Below are 17076 nucleotides of genomic sequence, written 5' to 3'. Positions count from 1 at the left end.
TGCGGGGTGCACGCTGAGCTGTTGTCGTACTCATATTGAACACAGTATTTTTTAAGAAATAACTAAGAATAAGAAAATAGTAAACCGTGCCACAGACGGTTCTGTCCGGGAAAGAATGTATTGTTTAAAGATAGAACATCAAACAATTGAAGAGTTTTCTGTAACCTTTTATAATCATATAATATACAAAGATTTATACGAATACCGCAAACATAAATACTTTTCATGAATAAACAAAATAATAGCGTCTGTATTTTTTACTATATTTGCAACATTCGTTTTGTTTTCATGGTTATTCATATAAATATATCTTCATGGAAAATCGTTTTTTAGGACTTATAGAGAACAGCATCAAGGAACATTGGGACCTGCCTGCTTTCTCAGATTATAATGGACACACGTACCATTATAAAGATGTGGCCCGGCGTATCGAAAAATTTCATATAATACTCGAACATGCAGGAATAAAGAAAGGAGACAAAGTCGCGCTGGTCGGACGAAATTCGTCTAACTGGGCCATCTGCTTTTTCGGCATACTGGCGTATGGTGCGGTTGCCGTCCCCATCCTCCACGAGTTCAAGCCGGACAATATCCATCATATTGTAAACCATTCAGGGGCAAAGGCCGTACTGGCCGGAGCCAACAACTGGGAGAATATGAACGAGCAGATGATGCCCGATGTCAAACTGTTCATGATGCTGGACAATTTCTCCATCATCAAGAGCAAGAATAAGGAAGTACGGGTAGTGCGCGACAGGATTAACGAGTATTTCGGAAAGAAATATCCCCGCTCCTTCACGGCTGCCGATGTTAAATATCATGTCGAACAACCGGAAGAACTGGCTGTATTGAACTATACTTCGGGGACGACCAGCTTCTCTAAAGGGGTTATGATTCCTTTCCGCAGCTTATGGAGCAATACGCAGTTTGCTTACGACAACCTGCCGTTTATCCATCCGGGAGACAGTGTGGTCTGCATGTTGCCGATGGCACATATGTATGGCCTGGCTTTCGAGATTCTGAATTGTGTGAACAAAGGATGCCATGTGCATTTCCTTACCCGCACACCGAGCCCGAAGATTATCGCCGAAGCATTTGCCCGTGTGAAACCGGCATTGATACTCGCCGTACCTCTTATCATCGAGAAAATCGTCAAGAACAAGATATTCCCGGAACTGGAAAAGCCGCTCATCAAATTACTGCTGAAAGTCCCCTACCTCGACCAGAAAGTGCTCGACACCATTGCAAAGAAATTGAATGATTCTTTCGGAGGTAAATTCGGCGAAGTGGTAATCGGTGGCGCCGCCCTGAACAAAGAGGTGGAAGAATTTCTCCGCTCCATCAAGTTCCGGTATACTGTTGGCTACGGAATGACGGAATGCGGTCCGTTGGTGGCATACGAACAATGGGATACGTTCAGACAAGGTTCTGTCGGCCGCATTGTCGACCGGATGGAAGCGCGTATCGACTCTGCCGACCCGGTTAACGAAGTAGGCGAAATCCTGGTACGCGGCATGAACGTCATGTTGGGATATTACAAGAATCCGGAAGCGACCAAAGCGGTCATGATGCCCGACGGCTGGATGCGTACCGGCGACCTGGGAACAATAGATTCCGACGGTTTCCTCTATATCCGCGGACGTAGCAAATCCATGATTCTGGGACCAAGCGGACAGAACATCTATCCGGAAGAAATAGAAGACCGCCTGAACAACATGCTTTATGTTTCCGAATCGTTGGTAATCTCGCAAGGCGGCAAACTGGTTGCCCTGATCTATCCGGATTGGGAACAGGTTGACAAAGCAGGCATCCAACATTCCGAAATAGAAAAGCTGATGCAACAAAACATCGACCAGCTCAATACAGAGATACCGGGCTACAGCAAAGTAACCTGCTTCAAATTGTATCAAGAAGAGTTCGAAAAAACACCGAAGCGCAGCATCAAACGGTATTTATACCAGCCGGCAGAAGAAAATTAATTCTCCGGAGGTGTTCCCAAACTTCACCTTTCAGGTTTCAGCCACATGTCCGCCTTGAAAAAGAATGGACTTGGCTGAAAGGTGATTATATTGAATTCAAATTCAGATAAGTAGGCATTCGTTTGCCCACCGATAGTTATCCGTTTACTGACGGGTAGTTATCCGCTGACAAAGCATAGGTATTTCGAAATGTTAAGACCTATCTTTTGATGACAAAACATATATGCTTTGAAGACAAAAGTCATATGTTTTGCCGGAAGTTGTTTTACACTGATTTTTTGTATACATTTTTTTACAAATTCATCCCTTCAGCCGGACAGATTGAAAAATAAACCATCGATAGATAACTGAAAGCTGAAAGCAATTGTATGAAATAATATGGGGACGGAGTAAATGATTACAAATTCGAATCAATCATATAAAAGAAAAAAACAATTGTTTTTGATTTCAGATACTTAAGTATTTAACTACAATAACTTAAGTATTTAGTTTCAAAAACAATTGTTTTTATTTCAGGAAATAATCGTTCAAAATTCAGACGTGACAAGCACGGGGTGCATCAACATTTAATGCTCAACTCACGGAGTACGTCACGTATCTTCTCGAAGGTCGTGATACGTGTCGGCACCAATGGCAGACGCAGTTTGTTTTCAATGAAGCCCATTGCATTCAGCATACTCTTCGCTCCGGCAGGATTACCGTCTACAAACAGTAATTCGAATAATTCGGTGAAACGATGATGGATAGTACGGGCATGATCGTAATCGCCGGCCAACGCCAAACGAACCATCCGGCTGAATTCACGGGGGAAAGCATTACCGATAACAGAAATAACACCGATCGCACCTAATGTAATCAACGGAAAGGTGATACCGTCATCACCGGAAATAACATTAAAATTCGCCGGTTTATTCTTAATGATGTCATCCATCTGGGTGATATTACCGGAAGCCTCTTTCACAGCAACTACATTCTTAAACTCACGTGCAATACGGAGTGTTGTAGCAGCAGTCATATTTACACCTGTTCTTCCCGGTACATTATATAATACGATGGGAAGTTTGGTGGCTCCGGCAATAGCTTTGTAATGCTGATAAATTCCTTCCTGGGAAGGTTTATTATAATAAGGTACGACAGACAGGATAGCGTCGATACCATCAAAATTATCGTTCTTTAATTTCTCAACAATCGTGCGGGTACAGTTACCGCCAACACCTAAAACGATAGGAATACGGCCGTTAACCTTAGTTACAACGAGGCTGATAATTTTCTTTTTTTCTTCTTCAGTGAGGGTTGGTGTTTCCGCAGTAGTTCCTAACACTACCAAATAATCGGTTCCGTTCTGCACCTGGTAGTCTACCAGTTTGCTCAACGCATCATAGTCCACACTTTCGTCGTCCTTAAAGGGAGTGATCAATGCCACACCCATTCCTTTTAAATTTATGTCTGCCATGGGGAAAATATTCCTTTTTTGTTATTTAGCACTGCAAAAATAACGAAATTATATCATTTGGAACTGATTGTCTGCAAATAAAATAAGATATGTTCGAATAAATGCTTTATATCAGCGTTTTCTGTCATTGAAATCGTGAGGTCATATAAATCCAGTTCACCGTTTTTTGCTCCGACTTTTAAGGTTCCGGGATGCTTCAACAACAAATATTGCATGACATAATTATTACCTTGGGTAAGGTCGATTAGTATATCTGCATTGCATGAATAAAACTTCTTTTGGATTTCATCCGTTGGCATATACCACATATCCAGATCGGTCTTGGCATGGACAACCATATACGACGGATTCATCTCTGGCACCGTTTCGCCGGACACATAGACGCAAACATTGACATTCTTATTCAACGTACGTAATGTTTTGAGGCAAGGCTCAACGACATCACGGTCTTCGGCATTAAACAACACCAGGATATGGCGGGCATCTTTCAGGGTACAGAAGTTACTCTGACGCTTTCCGGACTGCCCAGCCAATGCCTTTACTTTCTTACGGATAAAATGGTTCGTCAGTCTCATTCTGCCAACATGTTTAAGAATTCAGTTTCATTTATAATCTTCACTCCCAGCTTTGCTGCTTTTTCAAGTTTGGCCGGACCCATGTTTTCCCCGGCAAGGATATAATCTGTTTTGCCGGAGACGGAACCACTGTTCTTTCCGCCATGCTGTTCGATCATGGCTTTATATTCGTCACGTGAATGTTGGGTAAATGTACCGCTAATCACGATTGTCAATCCTTTCAGTTTATCGGAACGGTTTGCCAGCACTTCTTCGGCTACCGTCATTTGCAATCCGTATTCTTGCAGGCGGGCTACCAGGATACGGTTGTTTTCGTCGGCAAAATAGTCTACGACACTACGGGCAATACGTTCGCCAATCTCATCCACTTCCGTCAATGTCTCCAAGGAAGCCTCCTGTAATTGTTGCATCGAATGGAATGCAGATGCCAGGCGCTTTGCCACAGTCTCGCCGACATAACGGATACCCAACCCAAACAACACCCGTTCAAACGGTACCTGTTTGGATTCTTCAAGGCTCGCCATCAGGTTACGGGCACTTTTCTCCGCCCAACGTTCCAGACGCAACAAGTCCGGCATCTCCAATATATACAGATCGGCAACGTTTTTTACCAGTCCGGCTTCATACAAATCTTCTACCGTTTCCGGACCGATATTTATATTCATGGCGCGGCGGGTAACGAAATGTTCGATACGACCTTTAATCTGCGGCGGACAACCGGCTTCATTCGGACAATAATGGGCCGCCTCCCCTTCCGGACGATACAAAGGCGTACCGCATTCAGGGCAAGTCTTGATAAAAGTAACTTTCGCACCCAACAACATCGAACGGGAATCGACATCGACACCAACGATCTTAGGAATGATCTCTCCGCCTTTTTCTACATATACATTATCTCCCAGATGCAAATCCAGTCCTTCAATAATATCTGCGTTATGCAGAGAGGCACGTTTGACGGTCGTCCCAGCCAGCAATACCGGTTCCAGATTGGCAACCGGAGTAACTGCCCCTGTGCGTCCTACCTGAAAAGAGACTGAGTTGAGACGTGTTACCGCCCGCTCTGCCTGAAATTTATAAGCAATTGCCCAACGGGGACTCTTGGCGGTGAATCCCAGATTCTTCTGCTGGCGCAGTGAATTTACTTTCAATACGATGCCATCAGTAGCCACCGGCAAGTTCTTCCGTTCCACATCCCAATAAGCGATATAGTCGAAAATATCCTGCAAGCTGTCGCATTTACGGATGACATCAGGTATTTTAAATCCCCAGGTACGAGCAATCTGTAGATTTTCGTAATGAGCGTCGGCAGGAAGACCTTCACCCAGTAAATAATAAAAATAAGCATCCAGTTTACGTGAAGCCACGATAGCCGGATTCTGTTGTTTCAATGTGCCTGAAGCAGCATTACGAGGATTGGCGAAAAGCGGTTCTTCCTGCTCTTCACGTTCCTTGTTCAGACGGTCGAATTCTGCCCAGGGCAATAGAATTTCACCCCGTATCTCAAAGTTTTCCGGATAGTTATCCCCCCGTAACTTTAACGGGACAGAACGGATTGTCTTTACATTAGCCGTCACATCATCGCCACGGGTTCCGTCGCCACGGGTCACGGCACGGACCAGGCGTCCGTTCTCATAAATCAACGAAATGGAAGTTCCGTCATATTTCAACTCGGCAACAATCTCGAAAGGCTCGTTCAAAGCACGTTCCGTCCGCTCATAGAAATCACGTATTTCTTCTTCGGAATAGGTATTTCCCAAAGAAAGCATCGGATACTGGTGGACTACCTGTTCAAATTCCTTCGACAAGTCGCTTCCCACCCGCTGCGTCGGTGAATGCGGATCGGCAAATTCAGGATGAGCTTCCTCCAATGCCTGTAATTCTTTCATCTTCTCATCAAACTCACGGTCTGATATCGTCGGTGTGGAAAGTACATAATAATTATAATTATGCTGTTCCAACTCATCACGCAGTGCTTTTATCTTTGCCTCCACCATTATAATTGAAAATTAATATACCAGTTTTACATTATCAATCCAGAACGTATTGCCGGGAGAACCGATATAGGCGCCTCCATGGCTGGAAGTAAACTGTAAAACCATATGTGTAGGTTCGTCTCCTTCCTCTGCCCAGCCGATCTCCTTTACCGGGACGCTCTCGCCCTGGCTGTTCGTTGCATAACGTTCCTCTACCTGTATGCACATGTATGGTTTGTAATCCGCATGGCCGGATATATTGCCATACATAATCGGATAAGTAGCGTCGTTCACCCAACCATCTGTCGATGAGACATAACGTTGAACCATCGTTCCTACCCTTTTAGCATATATATTACCTTCCTTATCTTCCCAGCGTTTCTGCAAAAACAAAATCGCTGCGATAGAATCCTGCCCGGCCACTTTCGACTTACGGCTGAATCCTGTACTGCGGATACGGTCTTTTTCGGGTGCTGCCTTTACCTTATAATCGAAACGGATTGCCGTCGGTTTCTTTGTAAAAGGAACACCGCTGTTCAGCATAGCCTGGGGATTCTTTGTCCCCTTGATCGGTTCATGAACCGAACCCAGGAAGACAGAACCGGCCGCAACCACTTCAATATCGACCAGGCCAAAAACCTTTACACTTTCCATACGTGTTTCCAGGCGGGCACACCAGCCATCTCCTCTCCTTTCCGGAAAAACAGATGTATTCGTCTTCACTACTCCGGCCACTTTCGCCATCACATTGGAATTCGCCCACGGCGAACCTCCCCGGTTGTGATAAGCGGTATTGCCGACAATCGTATCCGTCGGTCCCACCTCATACAGATGCTTCTTATTTCCACCTATAATTCCAGACTCCTGGATTTCACGGACAACCCATTGATCCATATCGCCAAACGCAAAAGGCACAACCTTCTCCTGTCCGGCGATAGTCGACAACTGACTGCCCGCAAACAAAAATAACAATATATTCTTTATATAATTCATAAGCTTTGCTTAAAAGTTGAAAGAATATCATAAAGAATATCCCCACTCCTTGAGAGCCATTCCCCAGTTCTCTTCAACGATCTGTACTGTACGGTCGTCGTATTTGTACTGGTTCTTTTTATATCCCTTCTTCTTTCCCAGATATTTCTCTATCTCGGCTTTAGACGATTCAAATCCCGGCAGGTTTAATTTGCGATAAATATCTTCGGTCATCGCAAAAGCATCCTGTTCGAAATCTTCGAATTTCACTTCTACCAGGTTCCCTTCAGGAATAAGCCCTTTCTGCTCTTCAAACTTGTAGAACAAGCGGCGATATACTTCAATAAGATTGCTTTCAATCTGTTCATTAGTGATATCTTGCAAACGAAGCGGTTGTATCGTATTTGTAAAGAAACTGCGTGTACTCTCAAATACGGTATAAGGATTACGCTTCAGATAAATGAATTTGGCATTCGGAAACATTTCCAACAATGTTTTCACACGTCCGGTATGCGGCGGGTTCTTACTCAGGAACTGTGAGCCGTGTGTATTCCAGAGCGATATCTTGACAAGTTTCAGGAAAGTTTCCTTAAACACTTTCAATTCGTGCTCGGTCGTATTGTCGAACAACAGATACCGGTCGCAATATTCCAGCATGTGTTTCGGGAAAAACCAAAAATTATAATAAGTATACGGCATCATGTTCGCCAAAGCAAACTCTTCTTCCTGCGGAAGGTCGACCTTCAGCTCCATATTGTCGGTCGGACGTTTGTCGGGCATCAGGAATGACATATTCTTCTTAAAGAAAGGTTGTCCCCAAAGCATCAGGTTCGGGAATACCGTCTGATACGTGGTGTTGTATCCGAAATGCTTGTCGCACGAAAATACATTGTGTACGAATGTCGTACCGCTACGCCAATGACCCAGTATGAACACCGGGTCCATCTCCAACGGTTTATCCGCTATTTTACGATAACGGGCGTCTTCTAAAGGTTGCAGTAAACTAAGCAGGCGGCATACCGATTTTGTCAGATAATACTTGTTTCGAAAACCTTTGTCGATCGTTTTATCGGCTGTCACAGCCTTAAACGTCTTCCAGTCCGCACCAACCAGCGTATTGATTGGCAATTTATCAAATTCCAGCAACCCCATAAGTTATTTCTTTTCAGTTATACATTTCACAGGAACGCCCTGGCGTCCTAATTCTTCACATACCGTACGAATCGCCTCATAATGTTCTTCGCCTATTCCGAGTTCCGGCAGGTTCAATACAGCCAGAGCATCCTCTGTCACCATATCTTTGGCATCCACCCGGTCGATAATCATTCCGACAGCCGACGTGTTGTTGGTAATCGGGTCGATCAGGATAAAGGCTCCCGTCTGTTTATTCTTCTGATAAGGGTCAAAGAACAGTTCTTTTCCGGTCGTAAACACAACACGGGCGATCTCATTCAGTTTCATCGGCAAACTATCGGCAGTCAACTGTCCGTTCTCAACCGACAACTGCTCCATTGTATTGACATTCATCTTATAACGGATACTGTCCACACGTGCACGGGTCAGGTTGGTCGTATGCTTGATATAGAACTGTTTGGACATATCCATCGGTTCTTCATCCATCCAGACCAGCATCGATTCGAAGTTACGGTCTTCCATCGGCAGATTATCCGGATGTACCAGCATTTCGCCACGGGAAACGTCGATTTCGTCTTCCAGAGTAATGGTAACGCACTGGGGAGGGAAAGCATAATCCAATTCGCCATCGTAAGTAACGATACTTTTCACTTTCGATGTTTTGCGTGAAGGCAAAGCCATCACCGTATCTCCTTTACGGATGATACCGCTGGAGACCTTACCGCAGAAGCCACGGAAGTCCAGGTTCGGACGCAATACATATTGTACCGGATAACGGAAATCTTCGAAATTACGATCCTGGTCGATTGGCACTGTTTCCAGGAAATCCAGTAGAGACGGTCCTTCATACCAGGGAGTGCGGTCGCTCTTATCCACCACATTATCACCATCCAAAGCAGAAAGCGGGATATAAGTGATATCCGGAATATTCAAGGATTTCACGAACGCCTTATAATCAGCGACAATCTTATCGAATATTTGTTTGTCGAAGTCAACCAGGTCCATTTTATTCACAGCCAGTACCACATGTTTGATACCCAGCAAAGAAACCAGATAAGTGTGGCGGCGGGTCTGCGTAATTACACCGGTACGGGCATCCACCAGGATAATAGCCAGGTTGGCAGTCGAACCGCCGGTTATCATGTTACGGGTATATTGTTCGTGTCCCGGAGTATCGGCGATGATAAACTTACGGTTGTTCGTACTGAAGTAACGGTAAGCCACGTCGATCGTAATACCTTGTTCACGTTCGGCCTTCAAGCCGTCAAGCAATAAGGCATAATCGATATGGTCGCCGGCATTTCCCATACGTTTACTGTCACGTTCAAGGGCATCCAGCTGGTCTTCATATATCTTTTTACTGTCGAACAGCAGACGTCCGATTAAGGTCGATTTACCGTCATCTACCGAACCTGCCGTCAGGAAACGAAGCAAATCTTTCTGTTCGTCCCTGTCCAGGAATTCTTTTATATTTAATGTTGCCATAATTTAATTCAAAATTGAAAATGGAGAATTGAAAATTAAAAATATCCTTCCCGTTTCTTCTGTTCCATGCTGGCATCCTGGTCAAAGTCGATTACACGAGTGGTGCGTTCGCTTTTGGTGGTTGTCATCATCTCTTCCACGATCTTTTCGATTGTATCGGCATCGCTGTCTACCGCTCCGGTCAAAGGCCAACATCCGAGTGTACGGAAACGGACCATACGCATTTTGATCTGGTCGCGATACTGTTCCGGCAAACGGTCGTCGTCAGCCATAATCAGATTACCGTCGAGTTCAACGATAGGGCGTTCCTTGGCATAGTATAAAGGAACGATCGGAATATTCTCCAGGCGGATATACTGCCAGATATCCAGTTCAGTCCAGTTGGATAACGGAAAGACACGGATACTTTCACCTTTATGGACACGAGCATTGTAAATGTCCCATAATTCTGGACGCTGGTTCTTCGGGTCCCATTGATGGAACTTGTCGCGGAACGAATAAATACGTTCTTTGGCACGACTCTTTTCCTCGTCACGGCGGGCGCCACCAAAAGCGGCATCAAACTTATATTTGTCGAGGGCATGCAACAACGCCTGTGTTTTCATCAGGTCGGTATGTACCTTGCTACCATGCGTAAAAGGTCCTACACCGGCATGAAATGCTTCCATATTTGATTCAACGATCAGGTTCCATCCGAACTTTTTTGCATATTCATCACGGAACTGAACCATTTCCTTAAACTTCCATTTAGAATCAATGTGCATCAAAGGAAACGGCACTTTTCCCGGAGCAAAGGCTTTTTCTGCCAACCGGACCATCACCGATGAGTCTTTACCGATAGAATAAAGCATCACAGGATTTTCAAATTCAGCAGCAACCTCCCGTATGATATGGATAGATTCTGCTTCCAGCTCCTGTAGATGGCTTAATTTGTAATCTGACATAGTTTATATTTGTTATATTTATTGTTTCAATGTTTATCAGATGTGAGCTATCTTGTCCCCGTGCTTGACACGGGGCCGCAGAAGAACCAGCAATATCAAAAGATACATATAGGATACGGTCTGTGCCTTTGCGATCCCGTATCAAGCACGGGAACGGGATAGCTCATTTCTTTCTATACTTTCACTTTAGGCAATATCAATTCCAATAATTTATTTACCGACTCTTCGAGGCTCAACACCGAGGTATCCAATGACAAAGCCGGATGCTCCGGTGCTTCGAATGGGGCCGAAACGCCTGTAAAATCTTTGATCTCTCCCTTGCGGGCTTTTGCATACAATCCTTTTACGTCACGCCGCTCACATTCTTCGATCGGCGTATTCACATAAATTTCCAGGAAATTATCTTTTCCGATAATCGTAGAAGCCATCTCCCTTAACTCATTGTTCGGACTGATAAAAGCCGCTATAGTTATAACACCGGTGTCAATAAATAGTTTGCTTACTTCCGCAATACGACGGATATTCTCCACCCGGTCTTCCGCAGAAAATCCCAAATTGTTATTGATACCGCTACGGATATTATCGCCATCCAGAATACGGCATAACAGACCGCGCTTATGCAACTCACGCTCCAAAGCAATGGCAATCGTACTTTTACCGGAACCACTCAGCCCGGTAAACCAAACCATCACACTACGTTGTTTCAAAAGCACCTCTTTATCCTCTCTTCCCAACATACGGTCGAAAATCGGATATATATTATTCGGCTGTGTATTATTCATTTTATTTCTTATTACCTTTTATATTAAAACTCCCAGATCATCGGTATCACGAACACGGAAATCAAAAACGTAATCAGGTTCAACGGCAATCCCACACGGACGAAATCCGTAAACTTATAACTACCGATACCTTGTACGATCAGATTCGTCTGATAACCGATCGGAGAACTGAAACTGGCTGACGCCGCCATACAAATCACCACAAAGAATGGTGTCGGGTTTACTCCCAACTGTGTAGCGACCGACAATGCTATCGGAAAACTCAAGGCCGCTGCCGCATTGTTCGTTATCAGTTCGGTAAAAATATTTGTTATGATAAAAATAATGGCAAGCAGAGCATACGGCCCAAGATTGTCAGCCATACTAATGATATAGCTGGCTACCAAGGCTGCAAAACCGGAATTTTCCATCGCCTTACTGATAGCAAACGCACAAGCGATTGTAATCAGAATATCCCAGGATATATATTTGGTATATTTCTTCGGAGGAAATATCTTCGTCCAAGCCATAATAATAGTAGTGATGCAAACGAAAAAGAACATATCCAGACGCATCCCCGGAATGGCTTCTTTCACGGCCGGCAATTCGCCAACTGTAGCCCCTACAATCATAAAGATAAGTAACCCCAGTGCCAGCCAACGTTTCTTTTTCGATACCGGTTCAGTATTTTCATTACCATTGGCAAGCATCAGGAAGACACTCGATTCTCCCCACGTCGGAATAAACGAATCATCGGCCCAAAGTACCAGTGTATCGCCTTCATGCAAAGTAACCTTATCCAGATCATGAGTGAAACGTTCTCCCCCACTTTTCACTTCCTTTACGATAGCACCGTAATGGCGGGCAAAATTAAACTCTCCCAATGTCTTATTGATACCGGGAAAACGGGAACCCAATACAGCTTCCACCCGATGCAGGTTTCCCGGACTCTCTTCTTCCCCATCGTCCACATAATTATCCTGACGGGAATCGGGCAATAACTTATTGGAGAATACAAACAGATACAGGATACCGGCTATGGCAATAAAAATGCCGACTTTTCCGAGTTCAAACATAGTGAACCCCTCGTAGCCGGCTTCAATAACCATACCATGAACAACCAGGTTGGTGGAGGTTCCGATCAGCGTACAAATACCGCCTAATATGGTTACATAAGAAAGAGGTATAAGAAATTTGGTAGCCGGAAGTTTTACCGACTCAGCCCATCGTTTGATGATCGGGGCAAAAATAACAACTACCGGAGTATTATTAAGAAAGGCAGAAATAAATGCAATAGGAGGCAACATCCGGACCTGGGCCTTTAAAACGGTAGTTTTTCCTTCCGGAAGCAGTTTCTTGATAACTTGCCCGAGCGCCCCGCTCTGCCGGATTCCTTCACTCACCAAAAAGAGCATGCCGACGGTTATCATCCCTTTGTTACTGAATCCCTCCAACATTTCTTTTGGAGACAATATTCCTACGACCAGGAATAATACTACAACAGTCAGTAATACCATTCCCGGTCGCATCCTATCCCATATCAATGCCGCAACCATTCCGGCCAGGGCTAGCAATACAAATAATATTTCGAAGTTCATCGCGTTCCTAATCTGTCTAAATTTCTCAGATAAGGTGCAAATGTAATAAGAAAATTAACGTTATTCGTACGCAAAAACCCTATTTTAATCCTTTTGACCAAAATAATCAGCAAATGGAAGAAAGAGGTTTCACGATAAACCAGGGGTTGTGCAAATCCTTCTTATTGTATTTCAACGGAGTTCGGCCATCTATGTGGAATACGTCACATCCGGCCCCTCTTGCGATCGCATGACCGGCAGCTGTGTCCCATTCCATTGTCGGTGCAAAACGGGGATAAATATCCGCACTTCCTTCTGCCACCAGACAGATTTTCAGGCTACTACCGCTACTGATCAAGGTAACAGGCTGTCCTTGTTTCCGCAGATTCTCTATAAAATCGGTCGTCTCCGGACTCTGATGCGAACGGGAAGCGACAACGACAATACCCTGATGTCCCATAGATACAGGCAGTCGCGTAGCCTTTTGCATAATCTCATCCATAGAAGGTTGCAGGTCACAATCTGCAATCAACTTATAAGCTCCTACAGAGTCAGCCGAAAAATAGAGTTCTTTCCGCACAGGCACATAAATAACTCCCAATACAGGGACTCCCTTTTGAATCAAAGCGATATTTACAGTAAACTCACCGTTCTTTTTAATAAACTCCTTGGTTCCGTCCAGCGGATCAACCAGCCAGAAAGTTTCCCAGGCAGCCCGTTCAGCATGCGGAATATCCTTCCCTTCCTCGCTCAATATCGGATACGGGGTCACGGAAAGGACATTCATTATCAGCTTATGAGCAGCTTTGTCTGCTTTTGTCAGCGGAGAATTATCAGCTTTGCGTTCAATTTCAAAATCAGATGCAGGATCTGTATAAATATCCATGATAGCTTTACCGGCATCTATCGCTGCCCGGATAGCAATGTAAAGATAGTTCGAATAGTTCATCATCACTCATATCTATTAGGTTGTGAATATACAAATATACTATTTTTTTCAAACAAAAACGTTCTCAAACTGATTTATTTCAAGCGATCATACCTATAAAGATATAAATGGCGTCTTTTTGACCTGATGCAAAACTCCTTTTTATACATCCAGTCTGATTAAATTATACTTCTGACTACCGATACCGATTGCTTCTGCATGTTCAAGTGTATGAATGCCGTGGCGCGACTCCATCCGTTCGATCAAGCGACTCCGTCCTTCATCAGGTGAACTATACACCATGTCCACACAGGCTTTATCCAATGCTACCGGATCCAGTGAGGCCAGGATACCGATATCTGCCATTTGCGGATCTTCCGGATGCGAATCGCAATCGCAATCCACCGATAAATTATTCATCACACTGATATAAAGTATCTTATCACCACAATGATCAACTACCGCTTTGGCAGCTTCAGCCATCGATTCCAGAAAAATATCCTGTTCAGGCAATTGTCCCCACATCTCTTCCACATTTCTGGTTTTACCGGCTGAGTGTATCCACGCCTTTCCGGAAGCCGAAGCAATACCGATAGATATATTTTTTATCGCTCCGCCGAAGCCGCCCATGGCATGTCCTTTGAAATGGGATAGAACAACCGTAAAGTCATAATTGGTGTAATGGGAACCTACAATATCCTCCGTAAGATGTTTTCCCCCTTTCACCGGCAGACTGATCTCCCCTTCCGAGTCCATGATATCGACATCTGCAATAGCTGTAAAACCATGATCTGCCGCTGCTTTCAGGTGGGCTTCCGTATTGGAACGCCCGCCGGCATAAGCTGTATTACATTCAATGATAGTTCCGTTTACTTTCCGCACCAGATCGCTGATAAGTGCCGGTTGCAGGAAATTATGCCCGCCGGGTTCTCCCGTACTCAGTTTCACGGCAACTTTACCTGAAGCTGAACGCCCTAGTGCTTCATAGATCCGCAGCAAACTAGCCGGAGAAATCTCTGTTAACATATAAACTGCCGCTGCTTCACCTGACGGATTATTTGTTGTTCCTCCATTTTCTCCGGGTTCTTCTCCCTGTCCGTTATTGGTGGAACATGCAGCTAACGGAACCAAATTGGATGCCAATAAAGCACCTCCGGCTGCTACCGATGTTTTAATAAAACCACGCCTCGTAATCTGTGATACCTTCTTTTTTTCACCCATAATCTATACATTTTTATTCTGTTACAAATGTATTCGGATGCAACCTATTATATTGTATACACATTACGGATAAATATACCTGAATTACAGTTTTTCGATGACGCTCTAATTATCAAGAAAAAGTTTCTTAATTTGTGCCAGTATTTCATGTTATGACGAACTAAACTCGAAAAGAAATAAATCCATATAAACAAATATCAGATATGAAGAGTTTTATATTAACTGCCGCTTTGCTATTGACAAACGTGATAGTAATGGCACAAGTTACAAGGAGTAATCAACTTTCAAAAAAAACAGACATGAATACAAACGATAAGACTGCCTCGGAAAAGAAATTCGAAAAGCCGGACGACGTAACACTACGTTCGAAACTCACAGCAGAACAGTATGCAGTAACACAACAGAATGCAACGGAACGGGCATTCAAGAATGAATACTGGAACGAAAAACGGGAAGGCATCTACGTAGATATCACAACCGGCGAGCCATTATTCATTTCGACGGATAAATTCGACTCCGGCTGTGGCTGGCCCAGCTTTTCAAAGCCGATAGATAAAAGTTTGATTATGGAAAAAACAGACAAATCTTATGGCATGAACCGGACGGAGGTACGCAGCAAAACAGGAGACGCACACCTGGGACATGTGTTCAATGACGGCCCTATCGCCAAAGGAGGATTACGTTATTGTATCAACAGTGCCTCCCTGAAATTTATCCCAAAGGAAAAGATGAAAGAGGAAGGATATGCCGAATATATTCCACTGCTCGAAAAGAAATAAAACGAATTATATCATTAATAATTAAATAATACAGTATATTCGCAAAAGAATAAAATCAGACAAATATGGAAAAAGCGAATATCACGCTATACACAGTCATTGGCGACCCCGGCCGCATCGAAACAGCCATCCGGGAGCATTTTAAGGAAATGACAAAAGAGTTCACACCGGAAAACGGAAATATCCTCCTGACCCTTGCAGACGATTCAACGATCTCCTTCAATATCAATCACCGGCAGGACAAGCCTGATTTCATCGCCTCCCATACAGCCGGGATGGCAAACTATTTTTCTTCAGCAGAAACTCCGCTGGTTGAACTGAAGGAGAACGTTTTACAGCAAATCCGCGTATTCAACTGCGTAACCGGTATCACTTTCGATATCGACGACAATGGAGATCGCACCAGCTATATCATCAACGGCCTCTTCGCCATTGCGAACGATGTAAACGGCTTCCTGCTCTACCCCAGCATGCAGATATATACCCAGGAAGGCAAATTGCTATTCTCTATCAAAGGCGAAAGCCAGTTGACGGAATTTATCCCGATTGCCAATGCTGACCTGCTGGACGGAAACCGCCCCCAAGAATCGCCTGCCGATATGAAAAGACGTCTGCGCTCAAACGCCCTGCTCAAAGCAAGAAACATTCCTTATATGGAACAACTGCCCTGTGAAGTCCTGGAAAGCGAAGTGCAGATGAGAAGCCGTGAAGAAATGGTGGAACGGGCAGCCGCATTGTTTGCCGTTGCCGTCTATTCGGAAGTCATCCTCTCGGAAGATTCGGACCGCGAAAAAGCTCTCTTTTATTTCAACAAGATGAACGATTTGTATGGCGTCAAATCTTACCTTACGGAAAAAGAGACAGCCTATATCAATGACCCCAAACCCGAACGGCAAACCTGTATCCAGTTCGTATGGCGTTATGAATGCTGCGCCGTGCTGCTTTGGGCGGCAGGTGTTGTCGACGACCTCTCCTATCCGTCCGAAATTGTCGATGTGCCCGTCCTGGCTGCTATTTTCTGGCAACATAAAGGATTGCAGGACTTATTGTCCAAAGGCTATTCGCGTCCGGAAAAGGAAATACTGGATGAAGCAGACCTTACATTGCGTTACGACTGGGCCTGTGTGGATGCACGCATTCATGGGCAAAAAGCTCCGACCGGAATCGACGCTGGAATCGTGATAGAACGCCACTATGCCTTTAACTGGATTATAGGAGCGAATAACGGTGCCGATTGGGATCACATACAGCCGAATACATAATTCGGCTGCTTTATCAATCAAACTCTTATATGT

At 44.4% G+C, this 17076-nt stretch carries 13 protein-coding genes and 1 pseudogene; 3 read left to right on the top strand and 11 right to left on the bottom strand.

The genetic code is table 11. The features are described 5' to 3' along the window. Positions 1-314: 314 nt before the first annotated feature. Entirely contained in the window at positions 315-1979 is a 1665-nt protein-coding gene (locus tag DWW91_RS08255) for an AMP-binding protein (protein WP_122327527.1), read from the top strand. A gap of 559 nt (positions 1980-2538) precedes the next feature. On the opposite strand, the gene dapA is transcribed toward DWW91_RS08255, so the two are convergent. From dapA to DWW91_RS08200, 11 genes are all read right to left on the bottom strand, one after another. Further along, positions 2539-3432, bottom strand: a complete 894-nt coding sequence (dapA, locus tag DWW91_RS08250) for a 4-hydroxy-tetrahydrodipicolinate synthase (protein WP_007656941.1) — start codon at positions 3430-3432, stop codon at positions 2539-2541. A gap of 53 nt (positions 3433-3485) precedes the next feature. Continuing rightward, positions 3486-4007 (bottom strand): hypothetical protein, encoded by a 522-nt coding sequence (locus DWW91_RS08245; RefSeq protein ID WP_007656942.1) that lies wholly within the window; start codon positions 4005-4007, stop codon positions 3486-3488. Next, complete coding sequence (gene ligA / locus DWW91_RS08240; RefSeq protein WP_122327438.1) at positions 4004-6001, bottom strand: NAD-dependent DNA ligase LigA; 1998 nt, start codon at positions 5999-6001, stop codon at positions 4004-4006. Before ligA ends, DWW91_RS08245 begins: the two co-directional genes overlap by 4 nt. A 12-nt stretch (positions 6002-6013) precedes the next feature. Further along, positions 6014-6973, bottom strand: coding sequence for a PCMD domain-containing protein (locus tag DWW91_RS08235; RefSeq protein ID WP_010803035.1), 960 nt, complete (start codon positions 6971-6973; stop codon positions 6014-6016). 27 nt (positions 6974-7000) lie between these two features. Then, a complete protein-coding gene (locus DWW91_RS08230) occupies positions 7001-8104 on the bottom strand; it encodes a sulfotransferase (protein WP_007656945.1) in 1104 nt (367 codons plus the stop codon). 3 nt (positions 8105-8107) lie between these two features. Continuing rightward, a complete protein-coding gene (gene cysN / locus DWW91_RS08225; RefSeq protein WP_122327437.1) occupies positions 8108-9571 on the bottom strand; it encodes a sulfate adenylyltransferase subunit CysN in 1464 nt (487 codons plus the stop codon). 35 nt (positions 9572-9606) lie between these two features. Continuing rightward, positions 9607-10515: a sulfate adenylyltransferase subunit CysD gene (cysD, locus tag DWW91_RS08220; protein WP_007656947.1), complete on the bottom strand. Its 909-nt coding sequence runs from the start codon at positions 10513-10515 to the stop codon at positions 9607-9609. Between the two features lie 173 nt (positions 10516-10688). Continuing rightward, positions 10689-11297 (bottom strand): adenylyl-sulfate kinase, encoded by a 609-nt coding sequence (gene cysC / locus DWW91_RS08215; protein ID WP_122327436.1) that lies wholly within the window; start codon positions 11295-11297, stop codon positions 10689-10691. 23 nt (positions 11298-11320) lie between these two features. Further along, the gene (locus tag DWW91_RS08210; RefSeq protein WP_007656949.1) at positions 11321-12874 is read right to left on the bottom strand and encodes an SLC13 family permease; all 1554 of its coding nucleotides are present in this window, start codon (positions 12872-12874) and stop codon (positions 11321-11323) included. A gap of 106 nt (positions 12875-12980) precedes the next feature. Beyond that, positions 12981-13805: a 3'(2'),5'-bisphosphate nucleotidase CysQ gene (cysQ, locus tag DWW91_RS08205; RefSeq protein ID WP_007656950.1), complete on the bottom strand. Its 825-nt coding sequence runs from the start codon at positions 13803-13805 to the stop codon at positions 12981-12983. 138 nt (positions 13806-13943) lie between these two features. Further along, complete coding sequence (locus DWW91_RS08200) at positions 13944-15002, bottom strand: DUF362 domain-containing protein (RefSeq protein WP_122327435.1); 1059 nt, start codon at positions 15000-15002, stop codon at positions 13944-13946. A gap of 338 nt (positions 15003-15340) precedes the next feature. On the opposite strand from DWW91_RS08200, the pseudogene msrB reads away from it, so the two are divergent. Together msrB and DWW91_RS08190 are read left to right on the top strand one after the other, a co-directional pair. Beyond that, positions 15341-15781, top strand: a pseudogene (gene msrB, locus DWW91_RS08195) (peptide-methionine (R)-S-oxide reductase MsrB); the annotation flags it as partial. Positions 15782-15846: 65 nt separating this feature from the next. Then, positions 15847-17043: a DUF4272 domain-containing protein gene (locus tag DWW91_RS08190; RefSeq protein ID WP_048315917.1), complete on the top strand. Its 1197-nt coding sequence runs from the start codon at positions 15847-15849 to the stop codon at positions 17041-17043. Positions 17044-17076: the final 33 nt, after the last annotated feature.

The sequence above is a fragment of the Parabacteroides sp. AF17-3 genome, from assembly GCF_003635445.1.
GTDB lineage: Bacteria > Bacteroidota > Bacteroidia > Bacteroidales > Tannerellaceae > Parabacteroides > Parabacteroides goldsteinii.
The sequence above is the reverse complement of the archived record's forward strand: the minus strand, read 5'-3'. Positions and strand labels throughout refer to the sequence as shown.

What these genes read in the sequence shown, in the direction of transcription:
- DWW91_RS08255 (WP_122327527.1), top strand. Translation starts at nt 315, where the DNA reads ATGGAAAATCGTTTTTTAGGACTTATAGAGAACAGCATCAAGGAACAT.
- dapA (WP_007656941.1), bottom strand. Translation starts at nt 3,432, where the DNA reads ATGGCAGACATAAATTTAAAAGGAATGGGTGTGGCATTGATCACTCCC.
- DWW91_RS08245 (WP_007656942.1), bottom strand. Translation starts at nt 4,007, where the DNA reads ATGAGACTGACGAACCATTTTATCCGTAAGAAAGTAAAGGCATTGGCT.
- ligA (WP_122327438.1), bottom strand. Translation starts at nt 6,001, where the DNA reads ATGGTGGAGGCAAAGATAAAAGCACTGCGTGATGAGTTGGAACAGCAT.
- DWW91_RS08235 (WP_010803035.1), bottom strand. Translation starts at nt 6,973, where the DNA reads ATGAATTATATAAAGAATATATTGTTATTTTTGTTTGCGGGCAGTCAG.
- DWW91_RS08230 (WP_007656945.1), bottom strand. Translation starts at nt 8,104, where the DNA reads ATGGGGTTGCTGGAATTTGATAAATTGCCAATCAATACGCTGGTTGGT.
- cysN (WP_122327437.1), bottom strand. Translation starts at nt 9,571, where the DNA reads ATGGCAACATTAAATATAAAAGAATTCCTGGACAGGGACGAACAGAAA.
- cysD (WP_007656947.1), bottom strand. Translation starts at nt 10,515, where the DNA reads ATGTCAGATTACAAATTAAGCCATCTACAGGAGCTGGAAGCAGAATCT.
- cysC (WP_122327436.1), bottom strand. Translation starts at nt 11,297, where the DNA reads ATGAATAATACACAGCCGAATAATATATATCCGATTTTCGACCGTATG.
- DWW91_RS08210 (WP_007656949.1), bottom strand. Translation starts at nt 12,874, where the DNA reads ATGAACTTCGAAATATTATTTGTATTGCTAGCCCTGGCCGGAATGGTT.
- cysQ (WP_007656950.1), bottom strand. Translation starts at nt 13,805, where the DNA reads ATGATGAACTATTCGAACTATCTTTACATTGCTATCCGGGCAGCGATA.
- DWW91_RS08200 (WP_122327435.1), bottom strand. Translation starts at nt 15,002, where the DNA reads ATGGGTGAAAAAAAGAAGGTATCACAGATTACGAGGCGTGGTTTTATT.
- DWW91_RS08190 (WP_048315917.1), top strand. Translation starts at nt 15,847, where the DNA reads ATGGAAAAAGCGAATATCACGCTATACACAGTCATTGGCGACCCCGGC.